Origin of the sequence: Bacillus sp. A260, assembly GCF_009861435.1 — a bacterium.
Lineage (GTDB): Bacteria > Bacillota > Bacilli > Bacillales > Bacillaceae_G > Bacillus_A > Bacillus_A cereus.
Map to the genome: position 1 here is coordinate 4470748 of NZ_CP046398.1, position 19382 is coordinate 4490129.

A 19382-nucleotide genomic window follows, 5' to 3' on the forward strand; every position below is an offset into this window, starting at 1 on the left:
TCTCTCTCCATACTATCGTTATGACTTAGTTTCCATAATAATTGAACGAGGATAAAACCCCAGCTTTTCATAAAACGATACAGCTTCATTTCCGTACACTACTGTTAATTCAATTTCATCTATCTTCTTCGCTTTAAACCATTCCACTGCACTATTCATTAATTTCAAACCAAATCCGTTTCTTCGGTATCTTTCATCAACGAATAAAACTTCAATCTTTCCGTTTACACTTTTGCTATACGCTATACAACATCCTAATATATTATCTGTTTCCGCCTCAACTAATAATTCAATTCTATACTCTCCATACTTTGAATTTTGTTTATAAATTTCAATACGTTCCTCAAATGTCATTCTTGGATAGTCACCAGAAAAATGCCTTGATGTATTATTATGATATTCATGCAATTTATTTAAAGGTTCTCTTATTACTTCTATTTCATCGAGAGTGATATATTTATTACTAATTCTCATCCTACAGCATCTCCAATAATATATATTCCAACCAAAAAGATGACCCTTTTACGGTTATAAAATACCAATCTATTATTTCATCGCGTCCTTCACAACATCTTGAATCATAACGACTTCTGTTTTCATATCAACAGAGGGTGCTTCTTCATCAATACACTCATACCAAAATTCCAAGTGCTTTTTATCAATTTCATAATGAGAATTTTCGACAAGAGCCCCACCTTCTCCTTGCACAGAATACCAATATAAGTACTCTTCTCCATCTCTTATTTCCCGGAAAATTGTCTCAACGTACATCTTTTCGTCGTTTAATGTCAAAAGTACTTCTTTCATATTGTCATTCAGAAGCTGCATCCATTCATTTACTCGATGACTCTTACCAGGCTTAACTTTAAATCTCGTTAATTCTACATTCATTTTTCTTCCCCCGTTTTCTTACGTACAAACAAACTGTATTCTATTGGATGATAAAAACTTAATTTACTAGCTAATTTTCGCGAAGGAATATTGTCTACATAACAATCCCAGCTCGGTATAATATCATTTTGCATGCAATGTTCAATGAACCGTGTTGCAACAGCTTGAGCTAATCCTTTCCCTTGATGCGCTTCATGTGTTGCAATATCTATTTCAGCATAACCATTCCCGCTAAATATCGAGACACATTCAGCTACAATTATCCCATCTTGTTCTATACAAAATCCAAAACCACCGTTCAAAAACGTTTCTTTTGATCCCCAATATTCTTTGTAGTACTCCTCTTTAAATTCACTGCTTCGCTCTATATCTCTTCTATCAATACGCTTCACTTCATATGTATTTTTGTTAAAATCTCGTTTTCTCTCCTCAAAGGTTACTCTTTGAAATTTCATTCGCGGGATGTTCCGAAGTGTATTACTAAAACGCTCTTCTAACATCATTTCCCACTCTTCACTTGAAGTAAAGAGTGTAAATCTCTTCTCTGTTTTTTCAATAGCTGTTTTTAAATATGAAAATAACTCTTCGTTATAATTTTGATCATCAGTATCACCAAATAAATAATAGATACCGTTAGCTGTAATAATTAATCCTGCTGTTAATTTCTCGTTTGCAAAAACCTCACCATCTATCACTTGATCACATACCGCATAAGCAAACGTCGTCGTTTTTGTATGACTTTCTAAAATCGGAAGGATTTTTCTATACTCGGCTACGGATAATTTTTTCATAATTGCTCCACTTTAATCGTATCCGCCTCTATATGTTCAAAACAAAGATTTACAGTTCTCTTTAATGCTCTCGTTCTATGAATCTTACATGCTGGAATTAAGATTGAATCATTTGGCTTTAAAACCGCTGTTTCTCCATCTTCAAAATCAATAAGTAATTCTCCCTCTAACACAATAAATAATTCATCCGAATTAGAATGATAGTGCCAATCATATTCACCAGTAAATACAGCGATTCGTAAGCAATGACTGTTTATATTTGAAACGACGAAGTTTTTATGTTGATCTTTAATATCCTTTGTTAATTCTATTAAGTTCACAGTCTCCATCTTTCGTCCCATCCTTTCATTAGTCGTTCTTCTAAAAAACTAACTTAATCTCCACCACCTCCGCAATCTCCTCCACCATCACTTGAGCTACTACAGTCATTGCTACTGTAGTCACCGAATCCACTTGATGAACTTGAAGCGTATGAAGATTTTTTGCTTCTTTTTCTATCTTTTTTACTTTCATGACTAGGCCATACTGTAGCAAAGAGTATAACGAATAAGGCTAATTCTATTACAACAAGTATAAATTCTAGAATGCTCTCAATAATATTGGGAGTTATCCCAAAACTGTAAAACACTCCAAATGAATACATACACAAAATTACATACAGAGCCATACAAATATACCGAAATGTTTTCTCTATCGTAATGACTACTTTTTGTGAAAAAGGTATGTTCTGTTCCTTTTTGTTCTTTATATACCTTTGTCTCTTTGCCTGTTTTTCCTTCCTCTTTTTGCTCCCCATCGAATCCCCTCTTTTTATTATATAATTCTAAATTATCATAATAAAAATCGATTTACACCAATAAATAACAATTATTCACATGTTATTTCTCCATATAAAAAAGACCCTCCTCACGAAAAGGAAGGTCTCAAATGTATTTCTATTATGATAAAGCAGGAGCTTTTTCAAGAAGCTCTTTTGCATCAGCGTATTGTAAGCCGTGAGCTTCCGCAACTGCTTCGAATGTTACATAACCATCTAATGTGTTAATACCTTTTAATAATGCAGTGTTGCCTAAGCAAGCTTCTTTGTAGCCCTTGTTAGCAATTTGTACTGCATATGGTACTGTTACGTTTGTTAACGCAAGAGTTGACGTACGTGGAACTGCACCTGGCATATTAGCAACTGCATAATGAACAACGCCATGTTTTTCGTAAGTTGGGTTGTCATGAGTTGTAATACGATCAGTTGTTTCGAAAATACCACCTTGGTCAATCGCGATATCTACAACGACAGAACCTGGTTCCATTGATTGAATCATTTCTTCAGTTACAAGTTTTGGCGCTTTTGCACCCGGAATTAATACTGCTCCAATAACAAGGTCAGATTCTTTAACAGCTTCTGCAATGTTGTATGGATTAGACATTAATGTTTTTACTTGGTTACCGAAAATATCATCTAATTGACGAAGACGTTCTGCACTTAAGTCAATGATTGTTACATCTGCACCTAAACCTACTGCAATCTTAGCTGCGTTTGTACCAGCTTGACCACCGCCAATGATTGTTACTTTGCCGCGTTTTACCCCTGGAACGCCTGCAAGTAAAATACCTTTACCGCCTTTGTTTTTCTCAAGGAATTGTGCACCGATTTGTGCAGACATACGACCAGCCACTTCACTCATAGGTGCAAGTAATGGTAAAGAACGATTGTCTAATTGTACTGTTTCGTATGCGATTGATGCAACTTTGTTATCGATTAATGCTTTCGTTAATTCTGGTTCTGGAGCTAAGTGTAAGTATGTGAATAAGATTAAGCCTTCACGGAAATAGCCGTATTCACTTGCTACTGGCTCTTTTACCTTCATAACCATATCTTGATTCCATGCTTCTTCAGCAGTTTCTACAAGTTTCGCACCAGCTTGTACGTATTCTTCATCTGTAAAGCCAGATCCTAAACCTGCTCCTTTTTGAACAAAAACTTCGTGACCATTTTGTACTAAATGTACTGCTCCCGCTGGCGTCATTGCCACACGGTTTTCATTGTTTTTAATTTCTGTTGGAATACCGATACGCATGATTAGTTCCCCCTTGAGTTATGAAATGACCCCTGAATCATTTTTTAAAGCGCTTTCTACGCTCTTATATTTTAACATAATATCTCAATATTTGACAAAAAAATAACACGAGTTTTCCGATAGATTTAATTTTATATTAAAGGACAGTATTATCCGCACCTCTCAGCACAATGGATAAACTGTCCAATTATTCGAAACTTCATCTTATTTTATTCTATCGATGTCTATGAATAACATCCACTGCACCAGTCACTTCAATAATTGTACCGGTAATCATATCGGAATCGTCCTCACATAAAAACGAAATGGTTCTTGCAATATCTTCACCTGTTCCAGATCTACCAATCGGTGTGTTATGCTCTTTCAGCTGACGTGCTTCTTGAATAGTTGCCTCTTTCATATCGCCAATAATATCACCAGGACATACCATGTTCGCAGTGATACCATACTCCGCTTCTTCATAAGCAACTGTTTTCGTTAATGAAACAAGTCCTACTTTCGCTGCGGCAAAAGCTGAACGATAAATCCATCCCGGTGCACTATCCGCCCCTTGAAATCCGTAATTAATAATACGGCCAAAGTTCTGTTTTCTCATGACCGGAACGACAAGTTTTAATAAATGAAATACCGCTGTTAAATTTCCCTGAATCATTTCATTCCATTCATCTTCTTCATAATCAACTAACTTTTTTCGTTCAAATACATATGGACCAGCATTATTAATTAAAAAGTCAATTTTGCCAAAACGGCTCATCGCTTCTTCTACTATTTTATGTAAATCTTCCTTTTTCGTGACATCCGCTTGCACGAATTGTAGACGCTCTTCCACATCTTTATATGTTTCTTTCATCGTTTCCATAGCCGTGATATCGCTATGGTACGTTACTGTTACTGAATAGCCTTTAGCCAATAACTTTTCTGTTACTTGCTTTCCTAAACCTTTCGTACCGGCTGTAATGAGCGCATGTCTCACAAAACTGCCCCCTTTTAAATTGCTATACTTCATATGTAACAAGTTCTCGCTCCAATTACAACTAAAATGAATTGAAACAGAGTTTTCAAAATTCTGTAACGTTTCTGGCAAGCACGTTACCAAAATTTGTTTTATAATTAAGTTGTAAACAGTTATAAAACAGATTGGGAGGAATTTACTATGAATAATACATATACAAATATTTTAATCGCGGTGGATGGTTCTAAAGAAGCAGAAAAAGCCTTTAAAAAAGCAATTCAAGTCGCAAAGCGCAACAATGCAACATTAACAATTGCTCATATCGTTGATGTAAAAGCATACTCAGCAGTAGAAGCTTATAGCCGTGCAATTGCGGAACGTGCAAATCTATTTGCAGAAGACCTATTAGAAGACTACAAAAAAACTGCGCTTGAAGCTGGTCTTGAAAAAATTGAAACTGTATTAGAATTCGGTAATCCTAAATCAAAAATTTCAAAAGAAATCGCTCCAAACCATAAAGTAGATTTAATTATGTGTGGTGCGACTGGTTTAAATGCTGTTGAGCGTTTCCTAATTGGTAGCGTCTCTGAACATATTATTCGCTATGCGAAATGCGATGTCCTTGTTGTTCGTGGTGATGAAGAGCAAGGTGAGCTTTAATTTATAGATAAAACACCAAGTCCACATATTTTACCGAAGGATAAGGAAAATTAAGTTCGAGGCTCGAATGAACAATAAACACATATTGTTAAACAATGATAATAAACTAAAAAAGGGGTGGGAAATCCACTCCTTTTTTCACGACATGCCTTTATTTTTATTCATGGGAATAAATCTTCTCTGTTTTTCTCTACTCTTGTATGGATTTTAAAATATCAATCCACTCCACAAAATCAAAGAACACTTCAAAATCCCCATTTTCCAATTGATTATTTAATAAAATTTTAACTGTATTCTACTTAATTCTTTGAGCGATTGGATGGTCATCTTTTAGTTGTAACAAATCCCATAAATTCCCGTATAAATCTTTGAATACTGCAACTGTTCCATATTCTTGCTCTTGCGGTTCTCTCACAAATTCTATTCCTCTTGAGATCATTTCATTATAATCTCTCCAAAAATCGTCAGTATTTAAGAAAAGAAAAACTCTACCGCCTGATTGGTTACCGATAAAAGAATCTTGCTCAGGTTTAGATGCTCTAGCCAGTAGTATTGTCGTGCCGACTGAACCAGGAGGAGATACCACTACCCATCTTTTATTTTGCTCTGGCTGATATATATCTTGGACCAATGTAAAATTTAGTTTCTTTGTATAAAACTCTATTGCCTCATCGTAGTCTTTTACTACTAATGCGATATGAACTATTGATTGAACCATTATTATTCCTCCTATTATTACTAAACAAATTATAGTATAACATTTCTTACTTTAATCTATCTGTTAGTTTAATAACACTGGCTCTTGTTTTTCTTCTTATAACAATACATGAAAGACTGTATTCAGTAGCATGTAGTTATTAAATAGGTTATTCCTTTCTTAAATCATTACAGAAACGACTTTATTGTTACTTTGATGAATGTAGTGATAAAAAACAAGCGTATCAAGATAAGTGTTTCTACACTTTAAAACTACATTGTTAAACAACATGTGTCTTCGTGTAGTATATCTTATATATTTTTAACTATTTTAAATTCAGTGTTACATATTAGGCTTCGTGTTTTCATTTTATAAACTTCACTATAAACAAAAGACATGCTACGACAACAACGGTAATTGCCAACACATAAGGCGGAAGAAACTTCAAAGACCATAATGCCATCATAATCGTCGCAACCGTTAAGTACGTTCGCCTTGCACCTTCTGTCATTTTTTTACGAAATAAGAAAACATACAAATAACCAATTGGCGGCGTAATAAAGCAAAGAACGTATATGATTTTTGATTTTAAATACCACTTTTGTTCTCCAAGTTTCTTTATATCCCCTTCTATTCTCTTATGCTCTTGTTCTTTCTCTTCTTCTACAAGCGGATTTTCCTCTTCTCCTCGCTTTTCTTTCATATAAGGAAGAAAGTGCATAAAAAAATAGTATGCGAATACGAATGCTCCAAATCCAATATTTACTCTTTCTAATGGAATATGTTCACTAAAAAAAGCAGCAGTAAGCACTAAAGACAAACAGTATGTCATCATCCAAAAGGAACGTTTTCTCTTTTTCCGTTCCATTTCTTTTTTGCCTTGTATATCTTTTCTTTTCGAAAGCCATATAGAAATAAAGCAATCTACTACAAATAGAGCAAAAATAAATATCGCAACGTGTACTGTTTCTAAATCCTCAAATGAAAAGATATTTGGGAATGCAACATGTAATACAATGAATGTGTACAAAATTAGCCCTATAAAATAAATACGTCTCATTTTCCATCCCTTTCTTATTTCCTAACATTACGTTAACATACATTTTTTAGAAATAGACGGACAAAATATATATGTGTAAAAAAGGAGGATGCTATATGGATGATTCTGAACGCATTATTTTAGATGTGAACGGCAAAGAAATTGAAATGCTAGATACGATTCGCACTCATTTTAAAGAGAAGCACGGCGTTGAACTAAGTAATGGTGCATTACTTCGTGATTTGATGGATATTGAGTATATTCGAATTACGGAAGATCGACATAAGTATGATTAAAAGAAAACGACTGCAGGCGAATGCCATCAGTCGTTTTCTTTCTTTATTTAAGCTCTTGATGTTTCCCGCCCATACCACCAGACTCATTGCTATCTTGGTGTACAGTTAGTTTATTTGTTTTCGCATCTTTTAAAACTCTATATGTATATGATTCATTTGGTTCATCTTTAAACTGTACATTCATACCATAAGAATCCATTTTGCTATAAAAGGCCGGTTTTATATATAAAATATCACTTTCTTTATATCCTTTATCTTGTAAATGCCACATCGTTGCGATAACCGCTTCTTCTCGCTTTTCTTTTTCACCAACATACATATATTTGTCCAAAAGAAACACTTTAGCATTTGCAATTAAGCTAATTAACAGTACAATGATCAACACTATTTTTTTCATAGACTTCCCCTAAATTGTTATTTTTTACTACATTGTAACTTAAATGCTAGTAAAAAATAAAGTACGCCAGACTTTACTAGACTGGCGTACTTCCCAACTCAATTCTTAATAACTTCTTTCGTTAACCCCTTCGCCTTCTCCAAAGCGTTTTTGATTTGTTCAAACCCAGTCCCGCCAGCACTGTTACGACGCTTTACAGCTGCATATGGTGACAGCACTTCATACAAATCTTCTTCAAATAAGGAGCTCATTTCTTTATATGTTTCAAGAGAGACATCTAATAAATAAATTCCTTTTTGTGTGCAATATAGCACTAACTTTCCAACAATTTCATGAGCTTGACGGAATGGTAGTCCTTTGTTCGCTAAATAGTCAGCAATTTCTGTTGCGTTGGAGAAATCTTGCGTCACAGCTTGCCCCATTTTTTCTTTGTTTACAGTCATCGTTTCAAGCATGCCCGCCATAATATGAAGGCATCCTTCTACTGTTTTAACTGTATCAAACATTCCTTCTTTATCTTCTTGTAAGTCTTTATTGTAAGCGAGCGGTAATCCTTTCATTACTGTGAGTAAACTGAATAAATTACCGTATACTCTGCCTGTTTTACCACGGATTAGTTCCGCCATATCCGGGTTTTTCTTTTGCGGCATAATGCTGCTTCCCGTTGCATATTGATCGCTCATTTCAATAAATTGAAACTCTTGGCTACTCCATAAAATAAGTTCTTCGCAAAAGCGTGATAAGTGCATCATAAGCATAGAGGAGTTACTTAGGAACTCCAGTATGAAATCACGATCGCTTACTGCATCTAAACTATTTTCATAGATTCCATTAAATCCAAGAAGCTCCGCACTATACTCTCGGTCAATGGGGAATGTCGTTCCAGCTAACGCTCCTGCTCCTAATGGCGAAATGTTAATACGTTTTAACGAATCTTCATAACGATTCACATCACGCTCTAACATCCAAAAGTAAGCGAGAATATGATGAGCAAATGAAATCGGCTGGGCACGCTGCAAGTGCGTATAGCCCGGCATAATGGTTTCAATATTATTTTCTGCTTGTTGAACAAGAACAGTTTGCAATTGCTTTGTAGCTTTTATAATATGTTCTACCTTTTCTTTTAAATACAAATGCATATCTGTCGCTACTTGATCATTACGACTTCGGCCAGTGTGAAGTTTTCCTCCTACTTCGCCAATTTGTTCAATTAACATTTTTTCGATGTTTAAATGAATATCTTCTGCTTCTACTGAAAATTGTAGCTTATTCTCTTTTGCTTCTTTCAATAAATATTGAAGACCTATCTTTATTTTCTCTGCTTCTTCTTGCGTAACGATGCCTTGCTTTGCTAGCATCGTTACGTGTGCCATACTCCCATTTATATCTTGATTTACTAATTGTTGATCGAAGGAGATGGATGCTCCGAACTCTTCAACCCATGCTTCCGCTTCTTCTGTAAAACGTCCGCCCCAAAGTTTGCTCACGCTTCCACCTTCTTTTGATTCACTTGGCTGTATACTTTCGTCGGTAAACCGAATAATGAAATGAATCCAACTGCTGCATCATGATTAAATTCATCTTGAGCAGTATATGTTGCTAATTTTTCATCGTATAAAGAGTATTCAGATTTACGTCCTTCTACAATCGCATGACCTTTAAATAATTTCACACGCACTGTACCTGTTACATTCTTTTGCGTTTCTTGTAAAAATGCATGAAGCGCTTGTTTTAAAGGCGAGAACCATAAACCATTATAAATAAGTTCTGTTATTTTCTGTTCAATCACTGGTTTAAAATGTGCTACTTCTTTTACGTGTGTTAAATCTTCCAACTCTTTATGCGCAGTGATTAACGTCATTGCTGCTGGGCATTCGTATACTTCACGAGATTTAATACCGACAAGACGATTTTCTACGTGATCAATACGTCCAACGCCGTGTTTTCCAGCAAGCGCATTTAACGTTTTAATTAATTCTGCAAGTGAATATGCAGTGCCATTTAAAGTAGTCGGTACGCCTGCTTCAAATCCGATTTCTACAAACTCTGGTTTATTCGGTGTATCTTCTAATGCCAATGTCATCTCATATGCATCTTCTGGCGGCGCTGCCCATGGATCTTCTAAAATTCCACATTCGTTGCTGCGTCCCCATAAGTTTTGATCGATTGAAAACGGGCTATCTAAATTAATCGGAATTGGTACATCGTTTTCTTTTGCATAGGCAATTTCTTCTTCACGTGACCACTTCCATTCACGTACAGGTGCAATCACTTCTAAGTAAGGATTTAATGCTTGAATAGAAACTTCAAAACGAACTTGATCATTTCCTTTCCCTGTACATCCGTGTGCAACTGCAGTTGCGCCTTCTTGTTCTGCGATTTCTACTAATTTCTTCGCAATAAGCGGACGAGATAATGCAGAGACAAGAGGGTATTTCCCTTCGTATAATGTGTGTGCTTGCATCGCCATCAATGCATATTCGTTTGCAAATTCTTCTTGAACATCAATCATATATGATTTAATTGCACCTACTGAAAGTGCCTTTTCTTTTACAAATGCTAAGTCTTTACCTTCCCCTAAGTCTAAACAAAGCGCGATAATATCATAATTCTTCTCTTGTAACCATTTAATTGCAACGGAAGTATCAAGACCTCCGGAATATGCTAATACAACTTTTTTCTTCTCCATTTTGCATCCCCCTAAAGAATAAATATTCATTTTCTTTTATAATAATTCACACTTTACCACCTTTCACAAAATGTATCAAGAGTCATTTTCAAATTTTTTCAAACAATTTCGTCGAACTTCTTTCTGTTTTTATGTACAATATAAGCAGGAAAACGGGGGTGAACTTATGGAAAAGTATTTCTTATACGATGAACATCTAGGAATTGAAATTCCACATTTACAAGAAGACTGGGAAGAAATCCCCGAAAAAATGCAACATGCTATTTTACTAAAATGGGAACAAGTTCGCGGGAAAATTCCTGATCGTATAAAAGAACTTGAGCACTATATTAATACAAAACAACATTATTTAAATAACGAAGAAGACTTCGAAGTTTCTTGTAAACTAAATTCAGAAATTGCCGATCTTGCTTCCATCATTAATGACCTTTGGCTTTGGTATCGACTCACTCAAAATGTATCTGAGGGGAAAGCACACCAATGAAAAAAGCATGCCCCTCAATAACTTTGGGTCATGCTTTTTTTGTCATAACATGATTTACAATATATTTCTTGTGCTGTTTTCGCCAAACATACATCGAATGGACCAACTAATATACTTCTTTCTTTCGGCAACTTTACAAAAGCAACAAGCTCTTCTTCATATTGAATTTTTTTCTGACATGAAATGCATATTAATTCTTTTCTTTTGAACATGTCTTTTAGCATACCTTCACTCTCCCCTTCATCTATCTATATTAATATACTCTCATAATAGTTAAGACTTGTAAAAAAATGACACATTCTGAATCGAATGATTCATATACTATGTACAAAAGGAGGTTTAAAAATTATGCGTGCTTTCGTTATTATCACTTTAACTTTTTTAAGTGTAATTAGTTGGGATGCGTTTTTTAAAGATAAAAGTGATGAAAAGAACACAACGGAATAAAACCCTTTTTTCTTACTTATTGGACAAACCGTTATAAACTGTCCAATCCTCCGAAATAACTTAGGCTTTTCTACAAAAATATTTAAACATAACATTTTTTGTAGATTCCCTCCGTTTATTGTCGGTTTCCATCCGCATACATTTTTTAAAAGTATGATATAATAGTATAAATCTTGAAGGAAGGGATTTTGATATCATGATCGCTCGAAGGAGCATGTGGCATCGTATTGACGAATCATACACGTAGCGTATTTTTCAGCTCAGATACTTTAGTCTAGCGAAAAAAATACGAGAGTGGGGAAATTATGATTGCCCGAAGGATAATTTGGCAAAAAAAAGACTCTTCTTACACATAGCGTTTTGTTTAGGACTTAATTGTTACTAACTAAACAAAACAAAGAAGAGCAGGATTGCTAAATGACGAATCCTACTCCACGTTTTGTTTAGTCGTTTTAAGACTTAAACTAAAACGAAGGTAGGGAGAATTGATGGACGAGAGGATTATTCGTTATTTCTTCAGCGACATATAGCGTAGTTAGTTTTTTCGTAAACTAACTGAAAGCTACATGTGAGCTCGTAGTTAGTTTACAACACAAAAAGGACTACTAACTACGGAAAGAAGGAATAACGATGAGGAACATCCAAAGTCGGCAAATTATTAAAGAAATTTTTATGGTTTTAATCGGTTCATTTATTTTAGCAGCAGCGCTATATCACATTCACTTCCAAAACCACTTAACAGAAGGTGGATTTGTAGGAATTGCACTATTCATTCAAAACTTTTATGATATTTCACCATCTATTTCAACTGTATTAATGGATATCCCAATTATTTTACTGTGCGCTTCATTTTTAGGTAGAAAAATGGTTGGTTATTCATTCCTAGGTTCAATTTCATTCGGAGTATTTTATTCCTTTATGGAAAATTATTCTCCATTTACGGTAGATTTATCAAATAACTTATTTATAGCTGCAGTAGTTGGCGGTGCGTTAGCTGGTATTGGACTCGGTTTTATATTACGATTTGGCGGTGCAACCGGTGGAGACGATATTTTAACAATTGTATTAAGTAAACGAACTCGTTTTACAATTGGGCAAATTTTCTTCGTCTTTGACGCGATTGTTCTTGCGCTTTCATTATATTATTTAAATTGGACAGAAATTGCTTTTACTATTCTTTCGATTGCCGTACAGGCAAAAACATTGGATTTAATTTATTATCCAAAAACAGAAAAAACAGCAGAAAAGCAGCCAGTATCTGTTCCAATGTCCAAAAAACATGCAACGAATTAAAAAAGCGAAAGGCTTCGGCCTCTCGCTTTTTTTATGCTCTTTTTTCTTTCTCGACTATATGGCGCACTTGATAAAATCTATTTGCAAATTCAGTAACGTTTCTTGTTAAACGATAATTCACTGTAGATCCAATTGCCATTCCAATTACCGGTATACCTTGGAATAATTTACGACGAAGAGCATAAATCGAAAATGTCTTCAAAATTTGTTTTAACACAACCTCAGTAGAAGCTGTTTGTAGCACTGCTTCGTCTCCTTCGTAAAAGAACGAATCTTCTTGCTCCAGCTCTTGCAATAAATTGTACCATGCATATTGCTGAAGTCTTCCTGGTAGTAATGACGCATGAAACACCTTTAACGCAAGCATCATTTCATACGGCTTGTTCACATCATGTCCAAATGATGTTGCAATAAGTTGGACTGCCTTCACATTTAATGCGATCATAACCGGAAAATCCGCCGTTAATAATAATAAACCTCCAGCACCTGTTGCCCCACCTTGTACAAATGAATATAGACGATGACGTGCTGTTTGCTGCTCTGCTATGTATGTTAATTGATCAATAGATAATGCTTTCAAATCTTCAAGCTGTTCAATCGATTCATCAAATAACCTTGATGTTCCTAAAATCCGATTACGTGCATCTAACTGTGCTTGTGAACTTTGAATAAATGCATGCAAATGAAAGAGCCATCCATCTGCTTTCGTGAAGAATTCTTTTCGCTTTTTCTCAGGTAATTTCGCAACTGTAGCATGTAACCATTTATCAAACACTTTTTGAAAATCGGTCGCTTCTTGCTCAACTAATTGCGCTTCCCATTCTTTTATATTGTCTAAAATGGCTTGTTCTCGCTTCGATCGCATCGTAACAACCACCTCGTTCGATTTTTTTCTATTGTAACATATTTCTGCTTATTCTTTGCAAATATGCTTGTCTATCTTTATTCACATACCATTTTTGAATGGCATAAAATATTAACAAAAAGGATGAGATAAATCACATGAATCTATCCGATATAAAAAAAGAATATAATGCGGTATTCAGCTTAGGACAAAACTGCTGGCCCGCTTGGGCATTATATCAATTAGAATTATCACCATTTTTTGGCGTTATTGATTTTATGCTAAGTCCCTCATTAGAAAAAGTGAATGTATTATTACAAAATCGATTTGACCGCTTTTTAAATTTCGAAAATTTATCCTTCATCTCATTTTGGGATGATGATGCAAAATTAAGATTAAGGGACAACCTTTATGAAATTGACTCCTGTCATGACTTTAAAACAGATGTAAACACACCAACTTCTTGGCCTTCTTATACAGAAATTAAGTTAAACTATGAACATCGTATTAATCGTTTTCTAGCTACAATTGAAACGGCAGAATCCATATTATTTATTCGAACTGGAGGAACATATGAAGAAGCATGTTCCCTAGAACAAATTTTATCTCAAATCGTTACACATACATTCTCTGTCCTGTTACTAATTCCTGCCGATATACCAACTATCACCCAAGAAGATTGGGGATTACAACGTATTTGCGTTATGAAATGTCCTATTATGGATGTATACCAATACAATGAAGCATTTTGGAAAGACTTATTTGATGGAATTACAGTTAGACCGCACACTTAAATACACGATACTTTTATCACACCATAGATTATAATCGTCCTTATACAAAACAAATAAGGAGTGATTCTATATGTATCCACGTGCAAAAGCTTTCGGTCTTGCTGTACATCAAGATCGCCTTCTCGTACAAGAATATTATACAGAAGGCGAAATATATTATCGTCCTCTTGGCGGTTCAATTGAACTTGGCGAAAAATCAGCACATACTGTTATTCGGGAGTTTAAAGAAGAGCTTCATACGGAGATAGAAATCACCAATTATTTAGGGTGTTTAGAAAATGTCTTTCATCTCGATGGAGACATTGGTCATGAAATCATTCAACTATATTCTTTGCGTTTATTAGACACGTCACTATATGAAATGAAAATATTAAATATACAAGATGAAGAAACAGTAGCGTATGCGAAATGGATTCCTATTACGGCATTCATTCAGAAAGAAAAAATATTATATCCAGATGGAGTTTTAAAATACATCCAAAAGAAAAAAGACGAAATCCTATAGGATCTCGTCTTTCTTTTCATATATTAACCAATATCTCCAAGACGTAGTACGTCACGAGCAATCATAACTTCTTCGTCAGTTGGAATTACGATAATTTTTACTGGAGAGTGTGGGAAGCTGATGAATGCTTCTTCACCGAATACGTTATTACGTTTTGCATCGAAGTATACGCCCATGTACTCAAGGCCTTCTAATACACGCTCACGAATAATCGCACTGTTTTCACCTACACCAGCTGTGAAGATGATTGCGTCTACACCTTTCATACGAGCAGTGTAAGAACCGATGTATTTGTGGATACGGCTTACGAATACATCAAGTGCTACTTTCGCACGGTGGTCGCCTTCTTCTTCTTTCGCAATGATGTCACGTAGGTCACTAGAGTAACCAGTAAGACCTAACATACCACTCTTCTTGTTTAATACGTTAACTACTTCTTCTACTGTTTGGCCTGTTTTTTCCATGATGTATGGAATTAACGCAGGGTCAAGGTTACCAGAACGTGTACCCATTGTTACACCAGCAAGTGGTGTGAAGCCCATAGAAGTATCGATAGATTTACCGCCTTCTACTGCTGCGATACTTGCACCGTTACCTAAGTGACAAGAAAGTAAGCTTAAGCTTTCAATTGGACGACCTAATAATTCAGCCGCACGCTCAGTTACATATTTATGAGAAGTTCCGTGGAAACCGTATTTACGGATGCCGAATTTTTCATAGTACTCATATGGTAAGCTGTATAGGAATGCAGATTCCGGCATTGTTTGGTGGAATGCTGTATCGAATACTGCTACTGCTGGTACGTTTGGTAATACTTCTTGGAATGCTTTAATACCAACAACGTTTGCTGGGTTATGAAGTGGTGCTAAATCGCTTAATTCTTCGATATCAGCTAATACTTCATCAGTAATTAAAACAGAGTCAGCAAATTTTTCGCCGCCGTGAACAACACGGTGACCGATACCGCCAATCTCATCTAGAGATTTAACGATTCCGTTTTCAGTTAACTTTTTAAGAAGCATATTAACTGCTACTGCGTGATCTGGAATGTTTGTAATTTCTTTTTGTTTTTCGCCATCTACAGTAATAGTGAAGATACTATCTTCTAAACCGATACGTTCTACTAAACCTTTTGTTAATACTGTTTCACTTGGCATTTCAAATAATTGGAATTTTAAGGAAGAGCTTCCTGCGTTAATCGCGATGATTTTTGACATCTAGTCTTTCGCCCCTTTTTCTCTTGGTAGTTGTGTGGATGTTTCCACAAACCGCTCGATTTTATCTGATCAAATTCACCAAATATGAAAACGTTTCATCATTAGCAAATTTTATACTCACGATTTTAATTTAAACATCGTCCGACATATATTTCAAGTGAAAAAATTGTAACACCAAGAAAAAATATATATTACAGATTTCAAAAAAATTCAGTTAAATCTTGTATATATTTAAAAATATGACATATTATATAAAACTGTACTACATGAATCACTAATGCTGTTACATATACCCAGCTTTATTTATGTGTTGCAAACCAAGTATTTAATTGATCCATAATGTCTTCCATCGCCTTCATGTTAGAGAATTTAGGCAACTCCACTAATAACGCCTGTTTTGGCATTGTTACATTAGCGCCTTTCTTTTGGAGAACAAATATACTTTTTGCATTTTTCTCGTTTTTAAACATGGAAACAGGAAGCTGTAATAACCCTTGAATAAAGCATGTTTCTTTAATAAATGCATGTAATTTTGGTGCCTGGTCACTTTCAAAAATGAAGTTTGGTACTAAGAAGAATAAGTAACCGCCCTCTTTCGTATGTTTCACACTTTGTTCAATAAATAAGTGATGGGCATACGACATTCCTTCATCTGCTTTTAATTTATATTCACTTGCACCGATTTCGTTTGGATAATAACCAACCGGTAAGTCTGAAACGACTGCATCAACTGGATCGATATAAAGTGGTGCTAGTCCATCTTGATGGAAGAATTCGATTGCATGCTTTTGTAAATTTGCATTTACTAAAGCAAGTTTAATTAGCACTTCATCCACTTCTACACCAAATCCACTCATTGTTAGTCCTTCTTTGGCGCTATTAAACACTGTAGTCATTAAATTACCTGTTCCAATTGCAGGATCTAAAACTGTGATCTCGTTTTGACCTTGCATAAATTTATGGAATAAGTAACTCATGAACATTCCAACTGCATCAGGCGTCATTTCATGATTCGCTTGTACGCCTTCTTTCATTCCTTTTAAGATGGCTAACTGAAATGCTTTACGAATTTCTTCACCTTTATATGTTTCTTCATTAAACGTACTATATTCACGATTCAGCCTTTCAATTGCTGATTCGGATAATTCCTCTTGTAAAATCGCTCCCTCAAACAAGTTATCACCTGTTTCTACAAGCGCCTCTAAATATGTTACATCTAATTCTTTACGTAAAACTACCGCAGAAGAATCAAAAATAGAAAATAATGTTTCTACTGTCTGACTCACGTACATTCCTCCTTCTCTCTTTTACACATAACTTATATCATACCACAAAGTGATTTTTTCCAAAAAGAAAAAGCGACCTCCTGTAAAGAGCTCCCCTTTAGTTATATATGATATAACGTTTTTTCTCATATATCGATGCTGTTACAGAGCAATATATGAGAAAAAACGACCTCTTTATAAGAGGTCATTTTCATCACATTACTTCGCAGATTTAGCTGCTTCTAATGCTGCTTCATAGTTTGGATGGCTTGTACCTTCGCTTACGTATTCTGCGTAAACTACTTTGTCATTGCTATCTACTACGAATACTGCACGAGCAAGTAAACGAAGCTCTTTCATTACTAAGCCATAAGCTTCACCGAATGAAAGGTCGCGGTGGTCAGAAAGTGTAACAACATTTTCTAAACCGTTTGCTGCACACCAGCGTTTTTGAGCGAATGGTAAATCAGCGCTAATTGTTAATACTTTCGCGTTTTCAATACCTGCTGCATCTTGGTTAAAACGACGTGTTTGTGCATCACACACACCTGTGTCGATTGAAGGTACAACACTAATTAATTTCACTTCACCTTTGTATGTTTCTAAACTTACTGGAGATAAGTCGTTTGCTAATACTTGGAAGTTTGGCGCTTGATCGCCAACTTTAACTTCTGTTCCAACTAAAGTCATTGGATTACCTTTAAAAGTTACGTTTGCCACTTGAAAATCCTCCCTTATTTAAACAAAATATGTACAATGTAAATGATAGTTTGTCCCTATCGATAATGCAAATAAAATCGCTTTATTTACAAAAAAATTAAAGAAGCTAACCTATTGATTAGCTTCTTTATTCGTTAAATTTGAAATTCAGGATCATCTTCTTTTCGTTTATCCATCATTTCTTTCACTTTATCAACAGCTTGTGGCGCTAATTCAATTATTTTATCGATGACGTGTGTTTGTTTATCTAAGTGCAATACTTTCACACCATCTCCATTTATAACAAGAAAGGCAACAGGATTAATAGAAACTCCTCCACCACTTCCCCCGCCAAATGGATGACGGCCTGAATGTTCTACTTTACCAAATTCACTTCCACCAGCAGCAAATCCGAAACTTACTTTCGAAACTGTAAGAATTACGCTTCCATCTGCCGCTTTAATTGGGTCACCAACAATTGTATTTACATCAGTCATTTGTTTTAAATGCTGCATTGCTGTTGTCATTAAACCTTGAATTGGATGGTCCATTCTATATCCCCCCTATGCTTGAACAGATTTTTCTGTCATACCAGATCTTTGTCTTCTCATAAATACGAGTAATTTGACGCCAGTTTTTATAGCGCGGAATATACGAAAAGATGCTGTTAACTCGCATCTTGATGCAAATCCTTTCCCTTGAAAAACTGGGGTAATTTCAAATTCTGGTACGTCGACAATATGCATATATTGTCCGACAACTCCAGCAGCCATACCTTTTGTCCCCCAAGCATATCCAGTGACAATTCCAGTACTAGCTGCATCGCCTGCTCCAATTTGTGTATGCCATTTCCAACCATTGATTTTCACTCGTTTGAGAAAATCTTTAACAATAGTATGAACTTCTTGAAGCTTTTTTATCAGTTCACCAATGCTGTCAAGTTGCGCCATAATTTTATTATCGAGTCCGCCGTCCTCTTCAGCTTTTTCGATTTTCTGTCCTGTCTTTTTCTGCTGTTTTTCAATTCTTTCCAACACATCAAATGTATATCGAATCATCCATATTTTCACTTGAAGCAAACATTGCTTTTCCATTTCTGAATATAAAAATGTCACCTTAAGCTTTATTTTCGACAATAGTATAAACAAAATAAAAAGAAGAAGAATTATTATTCCAATTACGAGCCACTTCATACGTATCATCCTTTCACTCCGTACCCATTATCGACAAGTTTATTCATCGTTAAACAGAGTTTTATAAGATTGAATATAAAAATTTTTCTAAAAATAAAAAGGTATTTTGACAATTTATATCGAAATATATTATTTGAACATATCATCAGGGAACGGA

Annotated in this window: 25 protein-coding genes; 6 read left to right on the forward strand and 19 right to left on the reverse strand. The window is 35.2% G+C overall.

Features of this window, described 5'->3' with window-relative positions; translation table 11 throughout:
• Positions 1-18: 18 nt before the first annotated feature.
• The 7 genes from GD442_RS22660 to GD442_RS22690 all read right to left on the reverse strand — a co-directional run bounded on the left by GD442_RS22660 (position 19) and on the right by GD442_RS22690 (position 4760).
• Positions 19-474: a GNAT family N-acetyltransferase gene (locus GD442_RS22660; protein ID WP_001222930.1), complete on the reverse strand. Its 456-nt coding sequence runs from the start codon at positions 472-474 to the stop codon at positions 19-21.
• A gap of 72 nt (positions 475-546) precedes the next feature.
• Positions 547-891 carry a DUF6176 family protein gene (locus GD442_RS22665; protein WP_001100217.1) on the reverse strand — a complete coding sequence of 115 codons (345 nt, stop codon included), beginning with the start codon at positions 889-891 and terminating at the stop codon, positions 547-549.
• Positions 888-1682 (reverse strand): GNAT family N-acetyltransferase, encoded by a 795-nt coding sequence (locus GD442_RS22670; RefSeq protein WP_086402151.1) that lies wholly within the window; start codon positions 1680-1682, stop codon positions 888-890. Before GD442_RS22670 ends, GD442_RS22665 begins: the two co-directional genes overlap by 4 nt.
• Positions 1679-2011, reverse strand: coding sequence for a cupin domain-containing protein (locus GD442_RS22675; protein ID WP_000450925.1), 333 nt, complete (start codon positions 2009-2011; stop codon positions 1679-1681). Before GD442_RS22675 ends, GD442_RS22670 begins: the two co-directional genes overlap by 4 nt.
• Positions 2012-2055: 44 nt before the next feature.
• Positions 2056-2478 carry a hypothetical protein gene (locus tag GD442_RS22680; RefSeq protein ID WP_086402152.1) on the reverse strand — a complete coding sequence of 141 codons (423 nt, stop codon included), beginning with the start codon at positions 2476-2478 and terminating at the stop codon, positions 2056-2058.
• Between the two features lie 142 nt (positions 2479-2620).
• Complete coding sequence (ald, locus tag GD442_RS22685; protein WP_001219403.1) at positions 2621-3754, reverse strand: alanine dehydrogenase; 1134 nt, start codon at positions 3752-3754, stop codon at positions 2621-2623.
• A 214-nt stretch (positions 3755-3968) separates the two neighbouring features.
• On the reverse strand, positions 3969-4760 hold the full coding sequence (locus GD442_RS22690; RefSeq protein WP_002024902.1) for an SDR family oxidoreductase: 792 nt from the start codon (positions 4758-4760) through the stop codon (positions 3969-3971).
• Between the two features lie 147 nt (positions 4761-4907).
• Here GD442_RS22690 and GD442_RS22695 point away from each other — a divergent pair, with 147 nt between their 5' ends.
• On the forward strand, positions 4908-5366 hold the full coding sequence (locus GD442_RS22695; protein ID WP_001066673.1) for a universal stress protein: 459 nt from the start codon (positions 4908-4910) through the stop codon (positions 5364-5366).
• Positions 5367-5661: 295 nt separating this feature from the next.
• Here the strand turns inward: GD442_RS22695 and GD442_RS22700 are convergent, their stop codons facing one another.
• Positions 5662-6084, reverse strand: a complete 423-nt coding sequence (locus GD442_RS22700) for a VOC family protein (protein ID WP_000250791.1) — start codon at positions 6082-6084, stop codon at positions 5662-5664.
• A 343-nt stretch (positions 6085-6427) separates the two neighbouring features.
• Positions 6428-7123, reverse strand: a complete 696-nt coding sequence (locus GD442_RS22705) for a hypothetical protein (protein ID WP_001252878.1) — start codon at positions 7121-7123, stop codon at positions 6428-6430.
• A 95-nt stretch (positions 7124-7218) separates the two neighbouring features.
• Between GD442_RS22705 and GD442_RS22710 the strand changes: the two genes are divergently transcribed.
• The gene (locus GD442_RS22710) at positions 7219-7398 is read left to right on the forward strand and encodes a hypothetical protein (RefSeq protein WP_000342760.1); all 180 of its coding nucleotides are present in this window, start codon (positions 7219-7221) and stop codon (positions 7396-7398) included.
• Between the two features lie 43 nt (positions 7399-7441).
• On the opposite strand, the gene GD442_RS22715 is transcribed toward GD442_RS22710, so the two are convergent.
• The 3 genes from GD442_RS22715 to GD442_RS22725 form a co-directional block, all read right to left on the reverse strand.
• A complete protein-coding gene (locus tag GD442_RS22715) occupies positions 7442-7795 on the reverse strand; it encodes a DUF3139 domain-containing protein (protein ID WP_000725032.1) in 354 nt (117 codons plus the stop codon).
• A 98-nt stretch (positions 7796-7893) separates the two neighbouring features.
• Positions 7894-9282 carry an argininosuccinate lyase gene (gene argH / locus GD442_RS22720; protein WP_017656263.1) on the reverse strand — a complete coding sequence of 463 codons (1389 nt, stop codon included), beginning with the start codon at positions 9280-9282 and terminating at the stop codon, positions 7894-7896.
• Positions 9279-10484: an argininosuccinate synthase gene (locus tag GD442_RS22725; protein ID WP_000412315.1), complete on the reverse strand. Its 1206-nt coding sequence runs from the start codon at positions 10482-10484 to the stop codon at positions 9279-9281. Before GD442_RS22725 ends, argH begins: the two co-directional genes overlap by 4 nt.
• A 166-nt stretch (positions 10485-10650) precedes the next feature.
• Here GD442_RS22725 and GD442_RS22730 point away from each other — a divergent pair, with 166 nt between their 5' ends.
• A complete protein-coding gene (locus tag GD442_RS22730; RefSeq protein WP_000417218.1) occupies positions 10651-10968 on the forward strand; it encodes a hypothetical protein in 318 nt (105 codons plus the stop codon).
• Positions 10969-10982: 14 nt separating this feature from the next.
• Here the strand turns inward: GD442_RS22730 and GD442_RS22735 are convergent, their stop codons facing one another.
• Positions 10983-11192: a hypothetical protein gene (locus GD442_RS22735; protein WP_000910274.1), complete on the reverse strand. Its 210-nt coding sequence runs from the start codon at positions 11190-11192 to the stop codon at positions 10983-10985.
• Between the two features lie 853 nt (positions 11193-12045).
• Here GD442_RS22735 and GD442_RS22740 point away from each other — a divergent pair.
• The gene (locus GD442_RS22740; protein ID WP_001244515.1) at positions 12046-12708 is read left to right on the forward strand and encodes a YitT family protein; all 663 of its coding nucleotides are present in this window, start codon (positions 12046-12048) and stop codon (positions 12706-12708) included.
• A gap of 31 nt (positions 12709-12739) precedes the next feature.
• On the opposite strand, the gene GD442_RS22745 is transcribed toward GD442_RS22740, so the two are convergent.
• Positions 12740-13573 (reverse strand): EcsC family protein, encoded by an 834-nt coding sequence (locus GD442_RS22745; protein WP_001256850.1) that lies wholly within the window; start codon positions 13571-13573, stop codon positions 12740-12742.
• 137 nt (positions 13574-13710) lie between these two features.
• Here GD442_RS22745 and GD442_RS22750 point away from each other — a divergent pair, with 137 nt between their 5' ends.
• Both GD442_RS22750 and GD442_RS22755 read left to right on the forward strand, forming a co-directional pair.
• Positions 13711-14346 (forward strand): DUF1796 family putative cysteine peptidase, encoded by a 636-nt coding sequence (locus tag GD442_RS22750; protein WP_001053729.1) that lies wholly within the window; start codon positions 13711-13713, stop codon positions 14344-14346.
• 70 nt (positions 14347-14416) lie between these two features.
• Positions 14417-14851, forward strand: coding sequence for an NUDIX hydrolase (locus GD442_RS22755; RefSeq protein ID WP_000283500.1), 435 nt, complete (start codon positions 14417-14419; stop codon positions 14849-14851).
• Positions 14852-14874: 23 nt separating this feature from the next.
• On the opposite strand, the gene ackA is transcribed toward GD442_RS22755, so the two are convergent.
• The 5 genes from ackA to GD442_RS22780 form a co-directional block, all read right to left on the reverse strand.
• Positions 14875-16068 (reverse strand): acetate kinase, encoded by a 1194-nt coding sequence (gene ackA, locus GD442_RS22760; RefSeq protein ID WP_000034575.1) that lies wholly within the window; start codon positions 16066-16068, stop codon positions 14875-14877.
• Between the two features lie 299 nt (positions 16069-16367).
• Positions 16368-17354, reverse strand: coding sequence for a class I SAM-dependent methyltransferase (locus GD442_RS22765; RefSeq protein WP_000084367.1), 987 nt, complete (start codon positions 17352-17354; stop codon positions 16368-16370).
• Between the two features lie 198 nt (positions 17355-17552).
• Positions 17553-18053, reverse strand: a complete 501-nt coding sequence (tpx, locus tag GD442_RS22770; protein WP_000024525.1) for a thiol peroxidase — start codon at positions 18051-18053, stop codon at positions 17553-17555.
• A gap of 134 nt (positions 18054-18187) precedes the next feature.
• Positions 18188-18583, reverse strand: coding sequence for a GerW family sporulation protein (ytfJ, locus tag GD442_RS22775; RefSeq protein WP_000350003.1), 396 nt, complete (start codon positions 18581-18583; stop codon positions 18188-18190).
• Positions 18584-18595: 12 nt separating this feature from the next.
• Positions 18596-19234, reverse strand: a complete 639-nt coding sequence (locus GD442_RS22780; protein ID WP_002164419.1) for a DUF2953 domain-containing protein — start codon at positions 19232-19234, stop codon at positions 18596-18598.
• Between the last annotated feature and the right edge of the window lie 148 nt (positions 19235-19382).

Excerpts from the sequence above, each read along its gene's own strand:
- GD442_RS22660 (WP_001222930.1), bottom strand. The coding sequence starts at position 474 with ATGAGAATTAGTAATAAATATATCACTCTCGATGAAATAGAAGTAATA.
- GD442_RS22665 (WP_001100217.1), bottom strand. The coding sequence starts at position 891 with ATGAATGTAGAATTAACGAGATTTAAAGTTAAGCCTGGTAAGAGTCAT.
- GD442_RS22670 (WP_086402151.1), bottom strand. The coding sequence starts at position 1,682 with ATGAAAAAATTATCCGTAGCCGAGTATAGAAAAATCCTTCCGATTTTA.
- GD442_RS22675 (WP_000450925.1), bottom strand. The coding sequence starts at position 2,011 with ATGGAGACTGTGAACTTAATAGAATTAACAAAGGATATTAAAGATCAA.
- GD442_RS22680 (WP_086402152.1), bottom strand. The coding sequence starts at position 2,478 with ATGGGGAGCAAAAAGAGGAAGGAAAAACAGGCAAAGAGACAAAGGTAT.
- ald (WP_001219403.1), bottom strand. The coding sequence starts at position 3,754 with ATGCGTATCGGTATTCCAACAGAAATTAAAAACAATGAAAACCGTGTG.
- GD442_RS22690 (WP_002024902.1), bottom strand. The coding sequence starts at position 4,760 with ATGAAGTATAGCAATTTAAAAGGGGGCAGTTTTGTGAGACATGCGCTC.
- GD442_RS22695 (WP_001066673.1), top strand. The coding sequence starts at position 4,908 with ATGAATAATACATATACAAATATTTTAATCGCGGTGGATGGTTCTAAA.
- GD442_RS22700 (WP_000250791.1), bottom strand. The coding sequence starts at position 6,084 with ATGGTTCAATCAATAGTTCATATCGCATTAGTAGTAAAAGACTACGAT.
- GD442_RS22705 (WP_001252878.1), bottom strand. The coding sequence starts at position 7,123 with ATGAGACGTATTTATTTTATAGGGCTAATTTTGTACACATTCATTGTA.
- GD442_RS22710 (WP_000342760.1), top strand. The coding sequence starts at position 7,219 with ATGGATGATTCTGAACGCATTATTTTAGATGTGAACGGCAAAGAAATT.
- GD442_RS22715 (WP_000725032.1), bottom strand. The coding sequence starts at position 7,795 with ATGAAAAAAATAGTGTTGATCATTGTACTGTTAATTAGCTTAATTGCA.
- GD442_RS22725 (WP_000412315.1), bottom strand. The coding sequence starts at position 10,484 with ATGGAGAAGAAAAAAGTTGTATTAGCATATTCCGGAGGTCTTGATACT.
- GD442_RS22730 (WP_000417218.1), top strand. The coding sequence starts at position 10,651 with ATGGAAAAGTATTTCTTATACGATGAACATCTAGGAATTGAAATTCCA.
- GD442_RS22735 (WP_000910274.1), bottom strand. The coding sequence starts at position 11,192 with ATGCTAAAAGACATGTTCAAAAGAAAAGAATTAATATGCATTTCATGT.
- GD442_RS22740 (WP_001244515.1), top strand. The coding sequence starts at position 12,046 with ATGAGGAACATCCAAAGTCGGCAAATTATTAAAGAAATTTTTATGGTT.
- GD442_RS22745 (WP_001256850.1), bottom strand. The coding sequence starts at position 13,573 with ATGCGATCGAAGCGAGAACAAGCCATTTTAGACAATATAAAAGAATGG.
- GD442_RS22750 (WP_001053729.1), top strand. The coding sequence starts at position 13,711 with ATGAATCTATCCGATATAAAAAAAGAATATAATGCGGTATTCAGCTTA.
- GD442_RS22755 (WP_000283500.1), top strand. The coding sequence starts at position 14,417 with ATGTATCCACGTGCAAAAGCTTTCGGTCTTGCTGTACATCAAGATCGC.
- ackA (WP_000034575.1), bottom strand. The coding sequence starts at position 16,068 with ATGTCAAAAATCATCGCGATTAACGCAGGAAGCTCTTCCTTAAAATTC.
- ytfJ (WP_000350003.1), bottom strand. The coding sequence starts at position 18,583 with ATGGACCATCCAATTCAAGGTTTAATGACAACAGCAATGCAGCATTTA.
- GD442_RS22780 (WP_002164419.1), bottom strand. The coding sequence starts at position 19,234 with ATGATACGTATGAAGTGGCTCGTAATTGGAATAATAATTCTTCTTCTT.